17 protein-coding genes are annotated in these 20,231 nt (G+C 68.7%); 4 read left to right on the top strand and 13 right to left on the bottom strand.

The annotated features are described in order from the left end of the window. Positions 1–12 precede the first annotated feature (12 nt). From J8I34_RS19400 to J8I34_RS19390, 3 genes are all read right to left on the bottom strand, one after another. On the bottom strand, positions 13–1,011 hold the full coding sequence (locus J8I34_RS19400; RefSeq protein ID WP_209775706.1) for a Bug family tripartite tricarboxylate transporter substrate binding protein: 999 nt from the start codon (positions 1,009–1,011) through the stop codon (positions 13–15). Positions 1,012–1,105: 94 nt separating this feature from the next. Next, a complete protein-coding gene (locus tag J8I34_RS19395; RefSeq protein WP_209775705.1) occupies positions 1,106–3,271 on the bottom strand; it encodes an acetate--CoA ligase family protein in 2,166 nt (721 codons plus the stop codon). 61 nt (positions 3,272–3,332) lie between these two features. Beyond that, the gene (locus J8I34_RS19390; protein ID WP_029044989.1) at positions 3,333–4,139 is read right to left on the bottom strand and encodes an IclR family transcriptional regulator; all 807 of its coding nucleotides are present in this window, start codon (positions 4,137–4,139) and stop codon (positions 3,333–3,335) included. Between the two features lie 161 nt (positions 4,140–4,300). Here J8I34_RS19390 and J8I34_RS19385 point away from each other — a divergent pair, with 161 nt between their 5' ends. The 3 genes from J8I34_RS19385 (at position 4,301) to J8I34_RS19375 (ending at position 7,978) form a co-directional block, all read left to right on the top strand. Next, on the top strand, positions 4,301–5,299 hold the full coding sequence (locus J8I34_RS19385) for a Bug family tripartite tricarboxylate transporter substrate binding protein (RefSeq protein ID WP_029044988.1): 999 nt from the start codon (positions 4,301–4,303) through the stop codon (positions 5,297–5,299). A gap of 22 nt (positions 5,300–5,321) precedes the next feature. Next, on the top strand, positions 5,322–6,311 hold the full coding sequence (locus J8I34_RS19380) for a LysR family transcriptional regulator (RefSeq protein ID WP_209775704.1): 990 nt from the start codon (positions 5,322–5,324) through the stop codon (positions 6,309–6,311). A gap of 131 nt (positions 6,312–6,442) precedes the next feature. Beyond that, positions 6,443–7,978, top strand: coding sequence for a sensor domain-containing diguanylate cyclase (locus J8I34_RS19375; protein ID WP_209806737.1), 1,536 nt, complete (start codon positions 6,443–6,445; stop codon positions 7,976–7,978). Between the two features lie 9 nt (positions 7,979–7,987). Here the strand turns inward: J8I34_RS19375 and J8I34_RS19370 are convergent, their stop codons facing one another. The 3 genes from J8I34_RS19370 to J8I34_RS19360 all read right to left on the bottom strand — a co-directional run bounded on the left by J8I34_RS19370 (position 7,988) and on the right by J8I34_RS19360 (position 12,217). Further along, positions 7,988–9,253 (bottom strand): YihY/virulence factor BrkB family protein, encoded by a 1,266-nt coding sequence (locus J8I34_RS19370; RefSeq protein WP_209775702.1) that lies wholly within the window; start codon positions 9,251–9,253, stop codon positions 7,988–7,990. 190 nt (positions 9,254–9,443) lie between these two features. Then, entirely contained in the window at positions 9,444–10,463 is a 1,020-nt protein-coding gene (locus J8I34_RS19365; RefSeq protein ID WP_245176013.1) for a Bug family tripartite tricarboxylate transporter substrate binding protein, read from the bottom strand. A gap of 92 nt (positions 10,464–10,555) precedes the next feature. Then, positions 10,556–12,217: a sulfatase-like hydrolase/transferase gene (locus J8I34_RS19360; protein ID WP_209806736.1), complete on the bottom strand. Its 1,662-nt coding sequence runs from the start codon at positions 12,215–12,217 to the stop codon at positions 10,556–10,558. A gap of 154 nt (positions 12,218–12,371) precedes the next feature. Between J8I34_RS19360 and J8I34_RS19355 the strand changes: the two genes are divergently transcribed. Then, on the top strand, positions 12,372–13,280 hold the full coding sequence (locus tag J8I34_RS19355) for a LysR family transcriptional regulator (protein WP_209806735.1): 909 nt from the start codon (positions 12,372–12,374) through the stop codon (positions 13,278–13,280). A gap of 18 nt (positions 13,281–13,298) precedes the next feature. Here the strand turns inward: J8I34_RS19355 and J8I34_RS19350 are convergent, their stop codons facing one another. The 7 genes from J8I34_RS19350 to J8I34_RS19320 form a co-directional block, all read right to left on the bottom strand. Further along, complete coding sequence (locus J8I34_RS19350) at positions 13,299–14,336, bottom strand: LacI family DNA-binding transcriptional regulator (RefSeq protein WP_035876597.1); 1,038 nt, start codon at positions 14,334–14,336, stop codon at positions 13,299–13,301. Between the two features lie 594 nt (positions 14,337–14,930). Beyond that, positions 14,931–15,923 (bottom strand): tripartite tricarboxylate transporter substrate binding protein, encoded by a 993-nt coding sequence (locus J8I34_RS19345; RefSeq protein ID WP_209806734.1) that lies wholly within the window; start codon positions 15,921–15,923, stop codon positions 14,931–14,933. Between the two features lie 42 nt (positions 15,924–15,965). Then, positions 15,966–17,069, bottom strand: coding sequence for a porin (locus tag J8I34_RS19340; protein ID WP_209806733.1), 1,104 nt, complete (start codon positions 17,067–17,069; stop codon positions 15,966–15,968). A 101-nt stretch (positions 17,070–17,170) separates the two neighbouring features. After that, complete coding sequence (locus J8I34_RS19335; RefSeq protein WP_029044982.1) at positions 17,171–17,512, bottom strand: cupin domain-containing protein; 342 nt, start codon at positions 17,510–17,512, stop codon at positions 17,171–17,173. Further along, complete coding sequence (locus J8I34_RS19330) at positions 17,509–18,486, bottom strand: quinone oxidoreductase family protein (protein ID WP_209806732.1); 978 nt, start codon at positions 18,484–18,486, stop codon at positions 17,509–17,511. Before J8I34_RS19330 ends, J8I34_RS19335 begins: the two co-directional genes overlap by 4 nt. Positions 18,487–18,528: 42 nt before the next feature. Then, entirely contained in the window at positions 18,529–19,413 is an 885-nt protein-coding gene (locus tag J8I34_RS19325; RefSeq protein ID WP_209806731.1) for a beta-keto acid cleavage family enzyme, read from the bottom strand. A 47-nt stretch (positions 19,414–19,460) separates the two neighbouring features. Further along, a complete protein-coding gene (locus tag J8I34_RS19320; protein WP_209806730.1) occupies positions 19,461–20,210 on the bottom strand; it encodes an SDR family NAD(P)-dependent oxidoreductase in 750 nt (249 codons plus the stop codon). Between the last annotated feature and the right edge of the window lie 21 nt (positions 20,211–20,231).

Raw genomic sequence — 20,231 nt, 5'->3', positions numbered from 1 at the left:
ATGCGTGGCGGCTCATTCCTGGGCCGCGCCGCTCGACTTGACCAGCGCGGCCCAGGCGGGCACGTCGCTGCGCATCTGCGCGGCGAAGGCGCTGCGCGGCTGGGGGGTGTAGCGCATGCCGAGCGCTTCTGCCTGCGCCTTGATGGCGGGATCGCGCATGGCGGCGTTGGTGGCGCGTTCGAGCTTGTCGACGATCTCGGCCGGCGTGCGCGCGGGGGCGAACAGCGCAAACCAGCTGTCCACGCCGAACGCCACGCCGGCTTCGGTAAAGGTCGGCACATCGGGCAGCGCGGGTGAGCGCTCGGAGCCGGTGACCGCCAGCGCCCTCACCTTGCCGCTGCGGATCAGCGGCAGCGTGCCGGCAAGGTCGGACATGGCCACGGGCAGCGTGCCGCCCATCACGTCGGTCAGCATCGGGCTGACGCCCTTGTACGGGATGTGGCGCAGGCGGATGCCGCCCAGCACGTTGAGGCTTTCGCCGGCGAGATGGCCGCCGGAGCCGTTGCCCCACGAGCCGTAGGTCAGGTCGGCGCCCGGCCGCTTTGCCGCGGCGATCAGCGCGGGCAGGTCGCGGCCGGAAAAGCCGGGGCCGGCGATCAGCACATTGCCGCCGTAGAAGAGGCGGCTGACGGGCACGAAGTCGCGCAGCGGGTCATAGGGCAGCTTCGGGAAGATCGCCGGCGCAATCGCATGCGTGGCGGAGATGCCCAGCACCAGCGTGTAGCCGTCGGGCGCGGCACGCGCGACCTGTGCCGAGCCGATGGTGCCGGTAGCACCCGCCACGTTCTCCACCACCACGGTCTTGCCGAGTTCCTTCGACAGGCCCGCCGCGAGCAGCCGGCCGACCACGTCGGTGCCGCCGCCCGGCGGGAACGGTACCACCAGCCGAATCGGCTTGTCGGGATAGGGGCCGGCGTGCGCGGGGGATGTTATCCCGCACAGCGCCACGGCCAGCGCGCCCAGTCCGCGCAGCGCCATGCGCCGCGCCGGCAAGTGCGTGTGCCTTTGCATGCTTGTCTCCTGTCTTGTTTGAGGTATGACGTCCTGCCGCGGTGGCGGCGCCCGTCTGCGCGGGCATCCTTGACCACCGCGTTGCGCGCTGTCGCTATGAAGCGCTGCAACGATCCGCGCGAAGCGTGACCACCGCGTCGGCGGCGACCAGCCCCTGCGCGGTGACGATGAAAGGATTGATCTCGAGCGTGTCCAGGCGCTCGCCCAGATCGGCGGCGAGTTGCGATACCGTGGCCAGCACCTGCGCGGCGGCATCGAGATCCACCTCGGGGTTGCCGCGATGCCCTTCGCACAGCGCGGCGGCGCGGCTATCGCGCAGCATCGCGCGCGCCTGCGCGCGCGACAGCGGTGCCAGCCCGCAGGCGGTCTGGCGGAAGATCTCGACGGCGGTGCCGCCGATGCCCGCCAGCGCCACCAGCCCGAACACCGGGTCGCGCCGCACGCCGACCATCACCTCGCCCCAGCCGCGCACCATGCGCGCCACCAGAACGCCCTCGAACGGCACCGGCACGCCGCTTTCGGTGCGCGCCAGGGCGATCGCTTGCGCCATGCGGGCAAAGGCTTCGCGCACGGCCTGCGCATCGGCGAGGTTGAGGGCGACCCCGCCGACATCGCTCTTGTGCAGGATCTCGCGCGAGCACAGCTTGACCACCACGGGATAGCCAAGGCCCTCGGCGATGCGCACCGCCTCGTCCGCATCGCGCGCGAGCCCGTGCGGTGCCACTGGCACCCCGGCGTCGGCGAGCAGGCGCATGGCCTCGTATTCGGACAGCGCCGTGGCTTCGGCTGGCAGCTCGCGCACGAGGCCATCGCGCCGCGGCTCGGTCCCTGACGACGTACACGGGCCGGCTCCCAGCGCCGCCGCCCGCGCCAGCGTGGCGACGGCTTCGACCGCATGGCCCGGTTCGCGGAACACCAGGCAGCCGCGCGCTTCCAGCCATGCGCGCTTGTCGTCGTCGACGATGCCGGCCAGCAGCAGCGGCGCGGCATTCGCGTCTTCGCTCAACGCACCGATGGTCTGCTGCAGTTCCGGCCACAGCCGCGGCGCATTGGCGCCCCCGGCCAGGAAGGCCGCCACGCAGCCATAGGCGCCGCTGCGCGCCACGCCCGCGAGGGCATCCATGAACACGCGCGGCTGCGCCACCACCTGCCCCGTCACGTCGATGGGATTGGCGGTGCTGGCGAACGGGATCGCGGTGCGCAGCGCCTCGGCCGCGTCGTCCGGCATCGGCGGCAGCGGCAAACCCAGCTGTTCGGCGCGGTCGGCCATCATGATGCCCACCCCGCCCGACACGGTGACGATCGCCAGCGGCGTAGCGGCGCCGCCATCGGCACCGGCCGCGCGCTGCGAGGTCGCCGGCCGCCGGCCGCGCGACAGCACGTAGCCGAGCCGGAAGAACTCTTCCAGCGTATGGGCCCGGTGCACGCCGTAGGCGTCGAACACCGCCTGGTAGACCGCGTCCTCGCCAGTCAGGCTGGCCGTGTGCGACTGCGCCGAGCGCGCGCCGGCCGCGGTGGTACCAACCTTGGTGACCACCACCGGCTTGCCTGCCGCGCGCGCCGCGGCCAGCGCCTGGCGCAGGCGCGCGCCGTCGCGGCAGCCTTCGATGTAGGCGAGGATCACGCGCGTGTTCGGATCATTGGCCAGCCATGCGATCACGTCGGCCACCTGCAGCCCGGCCTCGTTGCCGGTGGTGACCCAGTGGCTCAGGCCCAGCCCCGCCTCGCGCGCCAGCGCGTACGCATAGGCACCGAAGGCACCGCTCTGGCTGACCAGCCCGACTTCGCCGACCGGCGGCACGCCGCTGAGCGGGATCGGCGAGAAGGTGGCGAACATGCGCTCGCGCAGGTTCATTGCGCCGAGGCAGTTCGGGCCCAGCAGCGTCACGCCCGCATCGCGCGCACTGCGGGCCAGCATGTCCTGCATGCGCACGCCGCCCTCGCCGGCTTCCGCGAAGCCGGAAGTGAAGACCACCGCCGCGCGCGTGCCGTTGCCGGCCAGCTGCGCCATCACGTCCTGGCTGGCGCTGGCGGGCACCGCCACGATCGCCAGGTCGACGGGCTCGCCGATGTCCGCCAGCGAGCCATAGGCGCGCAGGCCCTGCACTTCGGCAGCGGACGGGTTGACCGGATAGACGCGTCCCGCATAGCCCAGTTCGCGCAGCAGCCGGATCGGCATGCCGCCCACCTTGTCCGGCTGGGTGGAAGCACCGACCACCGCGATCGAACGCGGGTACAGCAGGGAATTCAGGTCAACCATGTTGCAGTCTCCGGGTCTTGTTTTCTGGTTGGTATCGGTCTGGCCTTGTCGCCTTTCGACGCTATTGCCGCAGACCGGTGGCGGCCTCGATGGAACGGACCATCTCCATCAGCAGCGGCGCCACCTTCTTTTCCATCATCCCGCGCTTCACCTGCGAGCCGGGCACGGCGCAGTTGAACAGCAGCGGGCGGTTCAGGTATTTGATGCGCGAATAGACGCCCACGCCGTACACGCCGATGCCGGCATCGCCCTCGTTGAGCGCGAAGCCGCGCTTGGGGTAGTGCGCCACGTTGTGGCACAGCGTGTCGTAGAACGCCGCGTATTCCTCGGGCCGCTCCTCGCGGGCGGCTGCCATCAGGTTTTCGAACTGCGCCTTCGACAAGGTGCACAGATAGGCCCGGCCCATGGCCGTGCTCAGCACCGAGCGCACGGCGCCGGTTCCCGGCCGCGCCGGGGTGCCCTCGTTGTGGGTGCAGGACTGCAGGTAGGTCACGTCGAGCCGGTGCGCCACGCCCATCGACACAGCGCCCTCCACGCGGTCCGCCAGCGCCTGCATCAGCGGACGAGCCACGTGGCGCACCTGCAGCCCGGTCAGGTACGGGTAGCCCAGCGCCAGCACCTGGGCGCTGACGAAATACTTGTCGAGCTTCGGATCCCAGTCGAGGTAGCCCAGCTCGAACAGCGTGCGGCAGATGCGCGAGACGGTGGCGCGCGGCAGCTGCAGCCGCTGCGCCAGCTCGCCGTTGCCGAGCGGGCGCGGCTCGTCGATAAAGCAGCGCAGCAGGGCAAAGCCCTTGGCCAGCAGGCCGCCGAAGGACGGGTCCTCGCGGCGGCGTTCGGCGATGAATTGTTCGACTGGCAGGTTCATGGCGTTTTCCTCTTTACCCAGTCTGGACAGCACGTCATCCAGTGTCAAAAAGCGGAATCAATTTCCACATATTGGAAATATAGGCCATCGTGTTGACCCCTCCGGCGCGCCGACCATAAGGTTCTCCGCATCGGACACAGATTCGAAAAGGAGACAAAACCATGAAGCAACGCACCCTTGTCCGCGGCCGGCGTGCCGTGCTGATCACAGCCGCGGCCTTGTGCCTGCTGCCGTCTGGCGCAGGCGCCGAGGATGCCTACCCGGCCAAGCCCGTGCGGCTGGTGGTGGCATACCCCGCAGGCGGCCTGACCGACACGCTGGCGCGCGCGCTGGCGGACGGCCTTGGCAAGCGGCTGGGCCAGACCATCGTGGTCGAGAACAAGGGCGGCGCGGGCGGCATCATCGGCACTGACCAGGCGGCCAAGGCAGCGCCCGACGGCTACACCCTGCTGCTCACCATTCCCGGCCCGATCACCGCCAACCTGGCGCTGTACAAGAAGCTGCCCTACGATCCGCGCACCGACCTGCGGCCGATTTCGGATATCGCCACCGCGCGCACCGTGCTGGCGGTCAATGCCGCCGTCCCGGTCAGGACCGTGGCCGATCTGATCGACTATGCGAAGAAGGAACCCGGCAAGCTGCGCATGGGTTCGTGGGGACCGGGCACCCAGCCGCATACCATCCAGACCTACATGGCCAAAAAGTATGGCGTCGACATCCTGCACGTGCCCTACCGCGGCGAGGGACCGATGGTGACCGACCTGCTGGCTGGCCAGGTCAACGTCACGGTGGGCTCGGTCACCGCGCTGCAGCAGCACTTCGCGGGCGGCAAGCTGCGGCCGATCGCCGTGACAGGCCCGCGCCGCGCGAGGTCGCTGCCCGACGTGCCCACCTTTGCCGAGGCCGGCTTTCCCGATGAAGCCTACCGGCTGACCGGGCCGATCACGTTGATGGCCCCTGCCAGGACACCACAACCCATCATCGACCGCCTCGGCCGCGAGGTCAGCGCGCTGGTGAAAAGCCCGGCCTTCGCCAAACGCGTCGAAGACATGGGCGCCGAACCCATCGGCAACATCCCGTCCGAAGCGGCCAGCGCCTACACGGCCTACCTGCCAGTGGTGCTGAAACTGACCGCCGACACCGGGGTCACGCTCGACTGACGCCCCAACCGGAGCGCCTGCCATGCGGCTCAGCCAGATCCAGGACTTCATCGCGGTGGCGGAAGGCGGCAGCATCCGTGCCGCGTCCCGGACGCGCGACGTATCGGCGCCCGCGCTCACCAAGAGCATCCGGCAACTGGAGCACGAGCTGCATGTGCCGCTGCTCACGCGCACCACGCGCGGCGTGGTGCTGTCGAACTACGGCGAGGCGTTCCTGCGCCGCGCACGCCTGATCGCGGCGGAGGCCCGCAGGGCCGCCGAGGAGATGACGCAGATGCTGGGCGCCCGCACCGGCACGGTCCGCCTCGGCGTCACGGGCGGACCGGCGCACCTGCTCGTGCCCGCGGCGCTGAACCGCTTCCGGCGGCAACACCCGGAAGTCCAGCTCTGCATCGACAGCGGCCGGTATGCGGTGCACCTGCAGGATTTGCGCGCGGGCCTGATCGACATGGCGGTGAGTCCGGTTCCCGACGCAGGCATCGACCACGACTTTATCTGCGAGCCGCTCTACAACAACGACTCGGTGGTCGTTGCGCACCAGGAGCATCCGCTGCGCCATGCGCGGTCGCTGCGCGAGCTGGTGGGATCCGAATGGGTCCTGACGACCGCCGGCATGCACGGCCCGGGCGCGGCCATCATGGATGCGTTCCGGGCGCGCAGCCTGCCGCTGCCGCGCGTGGCGGTGCGCTGCGATACCTTTGGCATGATCCAGGCGCTGCTGCAGGACCGGAAGCTCCTGTGCATGGTGGCGCGCCAGCTGATGCAGGCCCGGGCTTCGGCTTCGACCGGATTGGCTGTCCTGCCGATCGAGGACGTCCTGCCCAGCCATACCGTGTGCCTGATCTACCGTGCCGACTCGCCGCTGCCGCCCGTCGCGGCCAGCTTTGCCGCGCAGCTCAGGCGCGAGGCGCACTACCTGGTCAACATGCCGGACAGTCCGCTGCGGCGGCCCGGCGCTGCGCCCCTATCGTGCGAGCCGGTGCCGTTTGCAAGTGGCGATCTGGTGACATGAATCCGGCCCGGCATTCCCCGAGGTGATTTGCAGGCCGTTAAACTCAGTTGTGACATTTTTTCCCACGGCTCAGCCGAAGTACCCGCGGGCACTACAATGCTGCGAAAAATGCACCGGCAGCGCCCGCCTCCATGATCGACCTTGCAAGACGACGCCTGCGCGTACGCCTGAACCCCGCCGCGATGATCGTCCCGGCGACCATCGCCCTGGCGATTGCCATTGCCGGACTGGGCGCCGCGGCACTGGCCCAGATGCGAAGCGACGCCTTGGCCAGCGCCAGCGAAGCCTCGGCCAACCTCGCGCTCACGCTGGAGCGCAGCATCTCGCGCAACCTGCATATCTACCAGTTCGCCATCGCCGGGGTCGCCGATGCCATGCAGGACCAGGAAGTGATGCAGCTGCCGACCGCCTTGCGGCAGCGCGTGCTGTTCGACCGTTCGATCAATGCCGAAGACATGGGCTCGCTGCTGGCCACCGATGCCAGCGGCAATCTCGTGCTCGATTCGCACAAATGGCCGCCCCGCGCCGTAAACCTTGCGGACCGCGACTATTTCCAGGCCCACGTGCACAACGCCAACGCCGGCACCTTCCTCAGCCAGCCGTTCCAGCCACGGCTCACCGCGGACAACAAGTCCATCGGCCTGAGCCGCCGGGTGTCAGGGCCTGACGGCGCTTTCCGCGGCATCGTCGTCGGCACCCTGCGTCTGAACTACTTCCGCAAGCTGTTCGATGGCGTCAGCCTCGGCGCAGGCGGTACGCTGACGCTGCTGCGCACCGACGGGACCATCATCATGCGCCGCCCCTACGACGATTCGTCGGTGGGCCGCAATATCTCGGCCAGCCCTTCCTTCGCGCCGCTGCTGCGGGGCACCGAAGGCAGCTTCATCGGCGTCGCCGCGGTCGACGGCGTGCGGCGGCTGTACAGCTACCGGCGCCTGCCCGACTTCCCGCTCATGGTGGTGGTCGGGCTCTCGGTCCACGACGTGCTGGCCCCGTGGTACAAGCGCGCGTGGTGGTTCGCCGGGCTGATCGCCGTGGTCGATGGGCTGATCGTGGCGCTGGCGGTGCTGCTGTCGCGCCAGTGGCGCCACCGCCTCGACATGGAAGCGCACCTGCGCCTGATGGTGAATACCGATGGCCTGACAGGCCTGGGCAGCCGGCGCGCGCTGGATGACGCCGCCGACAAGGAATGGCGGCGGGCACGGCGCGAGGGCCAGCCGCTGTCGCTGCTGATGGTCGATGTCGACCACTTCAAGCAGTTCAACGACCGCTATGGCCACCTTGCCGGTGATGATGCGCTGGCCGCGGTCGGCGACAGCATCCAGAGACATATCCGCCGCCCGGGCGACTATGCCGGCCGCTACGGCGGCGAGGAATTCGCGATCCTGTTGCCCGGCACGCCTGCCGCCGGCGCCGCCAGGGTCGCCGAGGCCATTCGCCATGCGGTGCAGGCACTCGAGATCCCGAACGCGGCCAGCCCGCTCGGCGCGGTGACGGTCAGCATCGGCGTTGCCACCAGCTCGGCCAGCGGCGGGGACGCCCAGCCGTTCGCGGACCTGCGCGCCTTCCTGCATGGCGGCGACCAGGCGCTCTACCTGGCCAAGCGCGACGGCCGCAACCGCGTGGTGGTATTGGGCGAGGCCACGCCGGCGGCGCTGGCCATCTGATGCGGCGCCTCAGTGCGTCCGGTGCAGGCAAGCTTCGACGTAGCTCACGCCGAACTTGATCAGGTTGCGGGTATCGCCTGAATGATGCCCCGCCTCGGCAGACACGACCAGTGCCTGCGCCAGTTCCCGCAGGCGGTTACGCAATGCCTGCCTGTCCGAGCCCGCGGCGCTCCTGAAATGGGTAAAGGCTTTCTCGGCAGCGTCCGCGATGGCGACCGCCGTCGCCTGCCCCTGCTCTCCCGCCTTGACGGCGGCGGTCACGATCTCGTCGACATAGAGCGCCACGATCGGCGTCACGCCGTCGTCGCCGGCCTTTACCGGATGGCGTGCCGCGTCGCCTTGGGCATGCTCGTCCACGACCACCTGCGCCCGCCCCCGTATCGGCGCAGTCGGCTGCGGCTGGCCGCTGTGCCGCAGCGAGCCGAAACGCTGGGCAAAATGCCAGGTAAATTCGGCACCCAGCAGAAAAATCTGCGCGGCGTAGTACACCCATAACAGCAACACCACCAGCGACCCGGCGGCGCCATACCCGCTGGCCACGCCACTCTTGCCGATATACAGGCCGATCAGGAACTTGCCCAGCGTGAACAGCAGCGCCGTGACGACCGCGCCCAGCCAGACGTCGAACCAGCGGATCTTGGTGCGCGGCATGATCTTGTAGATCATCGCGAATACCACGGTCGTCAGCACCAGGCTGATGACGGTGTCCAGCGCATGCCCGACCGCCTCGTCGATGCCCAGCAGCGGCCCCCACTCACGCCCCAGCGCCGAGATGCCGGCACTGAGCAGCAGCGAAACCACCAGCAGGAAGCCGATGCCCAGGATCATGCCGAACGAGAGCAGCCGAGCGCGCAACAGCGAAAACAGGCCCGAACTCTTCTGGCGCTGCGGCACGCGCCAGATGCGGTCGAGCGCCGACTGCAGTTCGGCAAACACCGTGGTCGCGCCCACCAGCAATGCCACCACGCCCAGGGTGGCGGTAATCGTGCTGGCGGCCGGTTCGCTGACCGCGACCAGCATCTCTTCGACCGCCTCCGCCCCTTCGGCGCCGATCAGCCCGTTCAGCTCGCTGACGACCTCGCCGCGCGCCGCCTCCGCGCCGAATATCACACCCGCCACGGTGATGACGATCATCAGCAGCGGGGCGATCGAGAAGACGGTGTAGTACGCCAGCGCCGCGCCCATGCTCGGGGCATAGTCGTCGATCCACGACTTGATGCTCTCGCGGATCAGCTCGAAGGCGGCGCGCGGCGACACGGGGTCAAGGGAAGGCATGCGAGGTGCTGTCGCGACGTGTCCTGCATGGGAATAGCAAATCCCATTCCAGAGCACCGGCGCCCGCAATGCGCCGCCTGTGGCGGCATCCTCGCGTTCCAGGTTGCAACGAGCACTTCCAGAATTACCAGCCGTGCCTTTTTACCTGTGGCGGGATGTGCCTGCCAGAATACCGTGCGGGCGGTTCCTGTCAGTCCAGCGACACCCCAAGCTTGCGGATCAACTCGCCCCAGCGCTTGCTGCCGGCGGCCAGCCACGCCGTGGCCTGGGCGCCGTCGGTGGCCTGCGGCCTGACGCCTTGCGCCAGCAGCTTCTTCTGGAATCCCGCGTCCGCGAAGATCGTTTTCAGCTCCTGCTCCCAGCGCGCGCGGATCGGTGCGGGCGTGCCGGACGGCACCAGCATCACAAAAGCGAACTCGGCGTCGAAGCCGGATACGCCGGTCTCCGCCACGGTGGGCACGTCGGGCAGCAAGGGATCGCGCCGCAGCCCGGATACAGCCAGCGGCACCAGCTTGCCGCTGCGGATGTACTGCACCGCGGTCGGTGTCGCCAGGAAGCCGGCCGGCACCTGCCCGGCCAGCACGTCGCTGAGCGCCGGGGCGTTGCCCTTGTATGGCACGTGCGTGCCCTGGATCTGCGTGCGCGCTTTCAGCATTTCGAAGGCGACATGCCCCGGCGACGCGATTCCCGCCGAGGCATACGACAGGTCCTGCGTCTTCGCCATGGCCAGGAATTTGTCCAGGCTTGCGACCTTGATGGCCGGGTGCGTCACCAGCACCTGGTTGAAGGTGCCGGCCAGGCCCACCGGCTGCAGGTCGCGCAGCGGGTCGAACGACATCTTGCGATAGGCGAACGGGTTGACCGTCACCAGCGTGTCGGTCGACATCAGCAGCGTGTAGCCGTCAGCGGTAGCGCGCGCGGCGGCTTCGGCACCGACGTTGCCGCCGGCACCCGCGCGGTTTTCCACCACTACCGGCTGCTTCAGGTCACGGCCCGCGCGCTCGGCGACCAGCCGGGCCACGCTATCGAGCGGCCCGCCGGCAGGGAAGTTGACGATGATGCGGACCGGCCGCGACGGGTAGGCGTCCTGGGCGTGCGCGGGCAATGCGGCCAGCAATGCGATGCCGGCAAGGGCGGCCAGCAAGCCCCGTCGGGCGCGGTGCGAAGCGGTGGGGAAACCAATGGGGAGGGTAGCCATGGGGCGGGTCATGCGTTGTCTCCGTTTCTCTCGTTATCGGTGGGGCTGTTACCGGCTGGGCTGTCATCGGTGTCGCCGGAGGCCGGCGGGCTGGCCCGGATGTGTCAGGCCAGTGCGGTCGGGTTCGGGCTGGCATCACTGTGCGCGATCATCGCCAGTACCAGCTGGTGCAGCAGTTCCTGGCGCACGCCCGCCAGGGCGGGCTCATGCCACAGGTTGTGCGATTCGGCCGGGTCGCTCTCCAGGTCGTACAGTTCGCCCCAGTCCGCGCCTTCATAGAGGCTGAGCCGGTAGCGCGCGGTCTGCAGCGTGCGCATGCGGGTGCGCATCGGGAAATCGAACAGCGTGCGCTGGTTTTCTTCTTCGACCAGCACGGCCTTGCGCGGCAGCGGCTCGCCCGCCATGGCCGGCAGCAGCGACAAGCCTTGCATGCCGTTGTAGGGCAGGCAGCCGGCGCGCGCCAGGATGGTCGGCGCGATGTCGATGGTCGAACACAACGCTTGGCTGCGCACGGCCGGTGCCTTGTGTGCGGCCCGCGCGGCCGGCTCGGACCACAGCAGCGGCGTGCGGATCAGGCCCTGGTAGTGCAGCGGTCCCTTCCACAGCAGCTGGTGGTCGCCGAAGAAATCGCCGTGGTCGCTGGTGAACAGCACCACGGTATTGTGGTCCAGCCCCAGGGCCGCCAGCCGTGCCATCACCCGGCCGATGGTGTCGTCGATATGCGCAATCGAGCCATAGTTCAGCGCCAGCGCCTCGCGCGCCTCGCGCCCGGTGCAGGCGAACATCGCCGGCGTGTGCTTGACCGCGCGGCCGGCATCGCGCTGCGCGTGCATCCATTTGAGGTGCGGCGGCGCCAGCGCGGGATCGTCATGGAACGACGCGGGCAGCACCATGTCCTCGGGACGGTACATGTCCCAGTACCGGCCGGGGGGCGTGAACGGGTGGTGCGGATCGGGGAACGAGCACTGGATCATGAACGGCGCGTCGGCACTGGCGTATTGCTCCAGCAGGTCGATGGTGCGGTCGCCGATCCAGGCGGTGGTCGACAACGTCTCCGGCACGCGTGTGCGCCAGGCCTGCCGTGCGGCGCACAGCGCGTATTCCGGCGTCGGGATGGCGTGCTGCTGCCCGCACAGCGCAGCCACTTCCGGATGGTGTTGTTCAAGCCAGCGGCGGTAATGGCCGCCGGCCGTGTCGCCATGGTCGATGACCAGCTGCACGTCGCCGAAGCCATAGAACGGCAGCGACATGTCGAAGCTGGCATCGTCGCGCCACGCCGGCCCCCATTCCTGATCGAAGCGCCCGGCCTCGGGCCGGCGCGCCTCGCCTTCGGTGCGCGGATCCTGCGGGCGCGGCCACACCGGCGGCAGCCCCGTCATGTTCTGCAGGTGCGACTTGCCGACCAGTCCGGTGCGGTAGCCCGCCTCGCGCAGCCGCTCGACGAAGGTCACCTGCGACAGCGGCAGCGGAATGCCGTTGTGGCGCGCGCCATGAGCCGACGGCATGCGCCCGGTCATCAGCGACGAGCGGTTGGGCATGCAGATCGGCGAGGCTACGTAGCAACGCTGCGCCACCCAGCTTCCCAGGCGGTCGATATTGGGCGTGCGCACGACATCGTTGCCATAAATGCCGAGGTGGTCGGCGCGGTGCTGGTCGGTGATGAAGAGCAGGAAATTGGGGCGCGGATCGGGACGCGAGTCGGGACGCGAGTCGGGACGCGAGTCGGGACGCGAATCGGTGCGCGGAAGCGGTGTCGGGTCGGACATGTGGGGCGGCTCAGGGGGCGGCTCAGGGGGCGGTCAGGGACGCTGTCGAGGCGACATGGCGCCACGTGCGAAAAGTATGGCATTGGCCGAGATGACATTGAAATGATTAAAATAGGCACTGCTATAACCTCTCTGGCATACCGGAAACACCGCCATGGAATGGACCCAGCGCCTGCGCATCCGGCAACTGCATGTGCTGGTGGCGCTCTACGAAACTCGCAATGTCAGCCATACCGCGGAGCGGCTCAGCATGACGCAGCCGGCGCTGTCGCGCTGGCTGGCCGAGCTGGAAAGTGAACTCGGCGTCGCGCTGTTCGAGCGGCATTCGCGCGGCCTGGTGCCGACGCGTTTCTGCGAAGCGCTGGTGGTCCACGCGCGCACCATCCTCAGCGAGATCGAACGCACCCAGGCCACCATCCGCGTGATGGCGGACGGCGCGGCCGGGCAGCTGGCGGTCGGCGCGACGCCAACGGTTGCGGTCGACCTGCTCCCCGCAGCGGTCCGGCAATTCCGCGAGGCGTTTCCCGAGGCGCACCTGACGCTTTCCGAGGGCACCGTGGAAGACATGCTGCCGGCCCTGCGCGAAGGGCGGCTGGATTTCGTGGTCGGGCGCACCGAGGTGCAGGGCATCGACGCGCCGCTGCGCTGCGACCTGCTCTATCCCGAGACCATCCGCGTCATTGCCGGCCCGGCGCATCCGCTGGCGCGCCGGCGCAAGCTGCGCTGGGACGAGACGCGCGCCTATACATGGATCGGCCCGCCCGCCACCAGCCAGATCCGGCGCGAGCTGGACTACGAACTGGCACTGGCGGGCGAACCGGCGCCGACGGTGCGCATCGAGAGCGCCACGGTGCTGGCGAACGTGGCGCTGCTGCAGCAAAGCGAATTGCTGGCGGTGATGTCGGGGAGGATGACCGAGTTCTTCCGCGCGCTGGGACAGGTAGTGCCATTGCCGCTGCCATACCGGCGCGAAGGCACGGTAGGCGTGCTCCGGCATCGCGATGCCGAGCAGACGCCACTGCGGCAGGCCTTCATGGCGGCACTGGTGGCGGCGGCACGCTAGAGCTGCCGTCCTCCCAGGCTATGAGGCGCTGTCGTGTGGCGCAGCGGTGGAGCCGCGCACGATCAGCTGCGGCGTCAGCTGCACGGTGACGGCATCGGATCCCGGCTTGTCGATCTGGCGGAGCAGCAGCCGCGCCGCCTCCTCGCCCATTTCATGGACGGCGATGCGCACCGTGGTCAGCGGCGGGGTCAGCGCATCGGCGAACGGCATGTCGTTGTGGCCCACCACCGAAATGTCGGCGGGGCAATCCAGTCCGCGTTCGCGCAGCAGGTCGTAGCAGCCCATCGCCACCAGGTCGTTGCCGGCGGCGATGGCGGTAACCGCCGGAAAGGCTTCCAGCAGTTGCGCGCACGCCAGCTTGCCGGCCTCGCGCGAATAGCTGGCGGCCTCGATCACGTGCCAGGCGTCACGGCGCAGGCGATGCCGCCTGACCGCCTGGACAAAGCCCTCGCGCCGCAGGAAGCCGGTGGACAGCGCGGCCGGGCCCGCGATATGGCCGATATGGCGATGGCCGAGGCCGACCAGGTGGTCTACCGTCAGCCGCATCGCCAGCAAGTTGTCGCTGACCACGCACGAGACCCGTCCCGCCTCTTCGCCGCGGTTGACCGTGACGACTGGGATATGCTGCCGGATGCAGTAGTCGAGCACCGCGTCCTCGCGCTCCGCCGTCGCCAGCACCAGCCCTTCGACCTGCCGGCCGATCATCTGGTCGATGATGAAGCGCTGCCGGCTCTTGTCAGTGCCTGCGTTGACGACGATGGGCACGTAGCCCTGTTGCGCCAGCACCGACTCGATCCCCGCCAGGATTGGCGGGAACACCGGATTGGCGATATCGGGCAACACCACGCCTACCAGCCCCGAGCGCTGCGTGCGCAAACCCGCGGCGATGCGGTTTGGGCGGAAGCCGCGCGCCTCGGCCACCTCCAGGATGCGCGCCGCCACGTCCTGCGCGACCAGGTGCCGCGTGGCCGGATTCATGACCCGCGAGACCGTCGAGTAATGCACGTCGATCTCGGCGGCCAGGTCTTTGAGGGTGAGGCGCTTGCGCTCGGACATGACGGCAGGTGGCCGGGCGGCGGCCCGGGAATGGTGGGATGCGACATTTTACGGTGCATTAGCCGTGGGAATGAATTCCAGCGCTTCACTTGTAGGACATGGTCTGCTCTTGCGTCCTGGCGTCGCTGCGGGTGGGCATCTGGTGGCTATTTGATATGCCCCGGTTTCGCCCCTGAAGGGGCGAGTCACTTTTGCCCGAGCGGCAAAAGTAACCAAAAGCGCGTTTTTTGCCCTGGGCGGGCGGCCACTTTTATCGTAGCTTGCCTGGGCTTTCGTACGGGGCTGGGCTTCGTCGCGTGCAGGGCTGCCTGCCGCAAGGTGCACCACGGCGCTTGGGATTGACGCGGTGATTGAACGAGCCCGGAGCTGTGGGTGGTTCCTGCTGCTGGCGGCATCATAGGAACGCCTACGGCTGCGCTGCGCGCCGGCAGTATCTCAGGTCACTGGCTCTGGCACTGAACGCGTCGCTGCGCTCGCTTGGCGCTATCGCCGATGAGCCCAAGCGTCTGCCGCCGCCCGCTTGTTTGCTCCCCTCTCCCGCTTGCGGGAGAGGGGCCGGGGGTGAGGGCCGGAGCTTCCACGAAGTGCAGCGCGTTACTCTCCCGCCCTCACGCCGGACTGCCGCACCACCGGCGCCAGCTTGCCGATTTCCGCCTGGATATGCGCGGCAAACTCCTGCGGCGACGAATGCCGCGGCTCGGCGCCCTGCGCGGCCAGGCGCTCGCGCACGTCGGGGGATGACAGCGCCTTGCCGATCTCGGCATTGAGGGCGTCGACGATCTCGCGCGGCGTTCCGGCCGGCGCCAGGATGCCGAACCAGGAATCGAAGGCATAGGCGGGGAAGCCCGATTCCGCGACGGTCGGGATATCCGGCAGCGCGCTGGCCCGCCTGGCCGTGGTCACCGCCAGCGCGCGCAGTTTGCCTTGCCTGACGAATGGCATGGCCGAGACCGTCGGCGCAAACATCATGTCGCCGCGGCCGGCCATGACGTCGGTTAGCGCTTCGCCGGTGCCCTTGTACGGGATATGCGCGATGTCGATACCGGCCTGCATCTTGAACATCTCGCCGCTCAGATGCGTGGAGCTGCCGGAGCCCGCGGAGTCGAAGTTCAGTGCGCCCGGCGTGGCCTTGGCCGCCGCCACCACGTCGCGCACCGACTTGTACTTGCTGGCCGCATTGACCACCAGCACGTTGGGCACGCTCGCCACCAGCGAGACCGGCGCGAAGTCCTTCACCGTGTCATAGCCGAGTTTCGGATACAGCGTGGCGTTGATCGCGTGCCCGACCGACACCAGGATCAGCGTGTAGCCGTCCGGCGCCGCCTTGGCCACGCCGGTGGCGCCGACGGTGCCGCCCGCGCCGGGCCGGTTGTCGACGATCACCTGGTAGCTGCCGCCCTCGGCCATCTTGGTGCCGAGGATGCGCGCCAGGATATCGGTGGCGCTGCCAGCGGAAAACGGCACCACCAGCCGGATCGGCTTGCTGGGGTACTGGGGCTGCATACTGGCGGCGGAGGCGGCGGGGGCGGCCGCCAGCATCAACGTCGAAGTCAGCGCCAGCACGGCGCCCTGGATGGATCGAATCATTCTTTGTCTCCTCATTGCCGGTTGGGGCGCGTGTGCCGCGCCTCAGAAGAAATGCCGCATGCCGAGCGCGACGGTCTGCGGGTCGGCGCCCGCGCTTACGCCCAGCTCATTGATGGCGAAGTCATAGATGGCGTTGCGCTTGTTGTTGATGCGGCTGTAGTACGCATACAGCGCGGTGCGCTTGGACAACGGATAGTCGTAGCCCACCGTGACCTGCGTCGCGCCCGTCTCCGCCCCGCTGCGAAAGAAGCCGACGGTCTCGGTGGCATTGCCGGCGCCGTTGCTGGCCAGGCCAAAGCCGACCCGCACGCTGCCGGGCCCGAGCTTCTGCACGACCGACGCGTAGTAGCCGTTGCGCGTCAGATCGCCGGTGGCGGTGCGGTAGTGCAGCCGTTCATAGAGCAGCGCGACGGTGGTGCTCGGAAACTTGTAGGAAACGCCCGCCTTCATCGCATCGTCGTTGCGGCCCGCGGTCTGGTAATGCTGGTGGATCTCATAGGCCAGCACCACGTTGAGCGGACCGTTGTCGTAGGCGGCGGAGAACGAGTACAGCCCCGGATTGCGCGGCACCGTGGTCTTTTCCTCGTTGATGCCCCACGCGGCCGCGCCGCTGAAGCCCGCCAGCGACGGCGTCTTGTAGACCATGATGTTTTTCTGCCGGCGGTCGAACGCGCTGGTGTCCTGCACGTTGTCCGAGCTCGACGTGGAGCCGTTGCCGATCAGCGCCATATAGCCGGCCGTGGTCGGGTAATACGGATCGTAGGTCGACGTCGCCTCGGTATAAGGCGTCTGCCAGTGCCCCATGAACAGCGTGCCGGCGCTGCCCTGCAGCCCGATGCGCGAGTTGCGCCCGGCAATCTGGCCCTGGCCGGTGTCGAGCGAGACGTTGCTCTCGATCTGCCAGATCGCCTTGAGGCTTCCGCCCAACCCTTCCTCGCCGCGCATGCCGAACACGGAGCGGTTGTTGGTCAGGCGGCCCACGCCGCCAAGGCGCGTGCCGTCGGTCGCCGTATTGGCATAGGAATACTCCAGCGCGGTGTTCAGGCGCCCGTACAGCGTCACGGACGACTGCGCGCCGGCGTGGCCGCTGCAGGCCGCGCCCATGGCAAGCAGCAGCAAGCGGTACCGCTTCGGAACGGATGTCATTGGTCTACCCCTTTGGTTGTGGTCATTCTTTTTGTAGTCACTTCTGTGGTCAGTACTGTGTACGTTCGGCGCTGCAATCGTTTGCATTCCGGGGCAAGGAATCACGCCTTCGGATATGGCATCGCCAGCAGCAGCATGGCAGGCCGGTTGCCGGGATTGGACACCTGCCGCGCCTCGCCCGGCGCGAGCCGCACCGAGTCGTACTGTCCCAGAGTGACGGCCTGTTCCGGCGTGCGCACGCAGACTTCGCCTTCGAGCACGACGTAGTGCTTTTCCACCGGTGAGGCATCCAGCGCGGTATGGCCGCCGGGCAGCAGCACCGAGACCCCGAGCCACAGTGCCTCCGACGGCCCGGCCTCGTGCCCCTGCAGCCGCAGGCAATGCATGCCGTCGTGGTTGGGCGGGAAATACGCCGGCGCCTGGACAAACCGGGTCGTGTTCATGGCTTGAGCACCACACGCTCGGTGGCGCCTTGCAGGACCGCGCGGTACGCGTCCTTGGCATTGGCCAGGGCATAGGTGTAATCGGACAGCACCGGGAACGGCCGCAGCGCGCCCGAGGCGAACATCGGCGCAAGCTGGTCCAGGATCTGCGCGCAGGCGCCGCTGTCCAGCGCCAGCGTGTCGACGCCGACATAGGTATGCTGGCCGCGGTAGAAGGCGAAGATGTCGAACGGCACCGGCTTCTCGATGGTCGAGATGAAGATCTGCGTCGCGCCGACGGCCATCGCCTGGTTGGCCTGTTCGAAGTACGGGCTGCCGACGGTGTTGTAGACGATGTCGGCACCATGGCCGCCGGTCTCGTTGCGCACCACCTCGGCGATCGCTTCGCGGCTGGCATCGATCATGCGCACTTCGCCGCTGGCATGGCCGCGGTAAGTCTCGGCCGTGCGCTCGACGGCAAAGACGCGCGCGCCCATTGCCGTGGCGATCTGGATGGTGGCCTGCCCGACCTTGCCGTTGCCGCCGCAGACCAGCACGGTGCTGCCGGCCTGCGGCATGCCGGCGCGGCGCAGGCCCTCATAGGCCGTGATGAACGGCACGCCGACGGCTCCGGCCTCCAGCAGCGACACCGAGGCCGGCTTGGCGCGCACCGCGCTGGCCTGGATGCGCAGGTATTTGCCATGCGTGCCGTCGCGGCGGATGCCCAGCTCTCCGCCGCTGCCCCACACTTGCAGGCCCAGCAGCGCCGCGGGACCGTCGACCACCAGGCCGGCATAGTCGCGGCCCGGCGTGCGCGGCCACACCGCATGCGGCATCAGGCCCAGCGTTGCCTTCACGTCGCTGGGATTGACCCCGGCACTGGCGACTTCAATGATGCATTGGTCCGCAGCGGCATCGGGGCGCGCCACGCCGAGCAGTTCGATCTGTAGCGCTTCGATGTCGGCGGCTTTCTGGTTCACTCGGATGGTGTTCATAAGGTTTGTCCTTTCAGGGTTCGGCAATACGGTTGGCGGGACTCAGGCTTCGCGCAGCCCCAGCGTGCGGCGCGCCTCCGCCGGCGACGCGATTTCGCCGCCGAGCGAGCGCACGATGTCGCGGGCCTTGGCGACCAGCGCGGCGTTGCTGGGTGCCAGCACACCCTTCTCCAGGTAAATGTTGTCCTCCAGCCCGACACGCACGTGGCCGCCGGCCAGCCATGCCTGCGCAACGACCGGGAACTCGGCGCGGCCGATGCCGAAGGCAGACCAGTGCGCGCCGGCGGGCAGCATGTTGCGCGCGTAGAAGATCGTCTCGGGCGTGGGCGCGAAGCCGTACTTGACGCCCAGCACGAAGGTCCACAGGCCGGGCCCTTCAAGCACGCCGTCGCGGATGAAATCGAGCGCCATGTTGAGGTCGCCCGAATCGAAGATCTCCAGTTCCGGCATGACGCCGGCGGCGCGGATCGCGGCAGCCATCTTGCGTACGTTGGCGGGCGTGTTGATGACCACGTCGCCGCCGGAATTCATGGTGTTGAGGTCAAGCGAACACACATCCGGGCGCAACGCGGTGATGTGCTCGACGCGCTTTGCCGGATGCAGCAGCGTGGTGCCCGGCGCCGCCACGCGCGGCTCGTCTTCGCTGGGCACGAAGCGGCCGCCTGGACCGGTGGTGAGATTGATGATGAGCGTGCGGTTGCGCGCGCGGATGCGGTCGATGACATCCGCGTAGTACTCGAGCGCCATCGACGGGCGGCCCGATTCGGGATCGCGCACGTGGATGTGGGCGGCGGCGGCGCCGGCTTCGGCGGCTTCGAGCGCGGCATCGGCGATCTGCGCCGGCGTGACCGGCAGGCCGGGATGCTGCTCGGGTGTGACGATATTGCCGGTCACCGCGCAGGTGATGATGGTCTTGCGTGCGTGCATGAGCGAACGTTGGTTAAGGACAAGAGTAAAAGGAGCGTGGCGCCGGCCTAGCCGAGTTGCCGGCCGCCGTCGACGACGATGGTGGTGCCGGTGGCAAAGCGCAGCGAGGTCGCGCACGCGGCGATGGCATCGGCCACGTCCTGCGCCTGGCCGATACGCTGCAGCGGCGTCGTCCTCGCGGCGCGCTCATTGAAGCCGCTGTCGCGGCCGGGCACGAACGCGCTGTCGACCACGCCGGGCGAGACATTCAGCACGCGGATCTGCGGCGCCAGTGCGCGCCCGAGCGACATTGCCATGACGTCGAGCCCCGCCTTGGCCGCGCAGTACGCCACGTTGCTGCCCTGCCCGTTGCGCCCAGCGATGGAGCCGACATTGACCACCAGCCCGTCGCCGTTGGCGCGCAGGTGCGGCGCAAAGGCGCGGATCGCGGCGAACTGGCCGCGCCAGTTGATGGCGAAGAGTTCGTCGATCAGCGCGTCGTCGAGCGCGTCGAGGTCGGCATGCGGGATCGCCCGCGTAAAGCCGGCGGTATTGACCAGCATGTCGACGCGGCCGTAATGGCACATGACTTCGTCGGCCAGCGCGCGCAGCGAGGCGCTGTCGGCGATTTCCGCGACGGCGGCAAGGTGGTTGCCGGCCGGCAGCGCGGCCGCCGCGCTGGCCGCCTTGTCGGCGCCGCGGCCAGCCAGGACGATGCTCGCGCCGAGGCGGGCCAGCGTTTCACCGGCGGCAAAGCCGATGCTGCCGGTGCCGCCGAGGATCACGGCAACCTTGCCGGAAAGTGGGGATGGGCTCATGTTCGGAGTTGAAATTCACGT

Source organism: Cupriavidus phytohabitans, from assembly GCF_017815025.1.
Classification (GTDB): Bacteria; Pseudomonadota; Gammaproteobacteria; order Burkholderiales; family Burkholderiaceae; genus Cupriavidus.
This window is presented reverse-complemented; position numbering and strand designations above follow the sequence as displayed.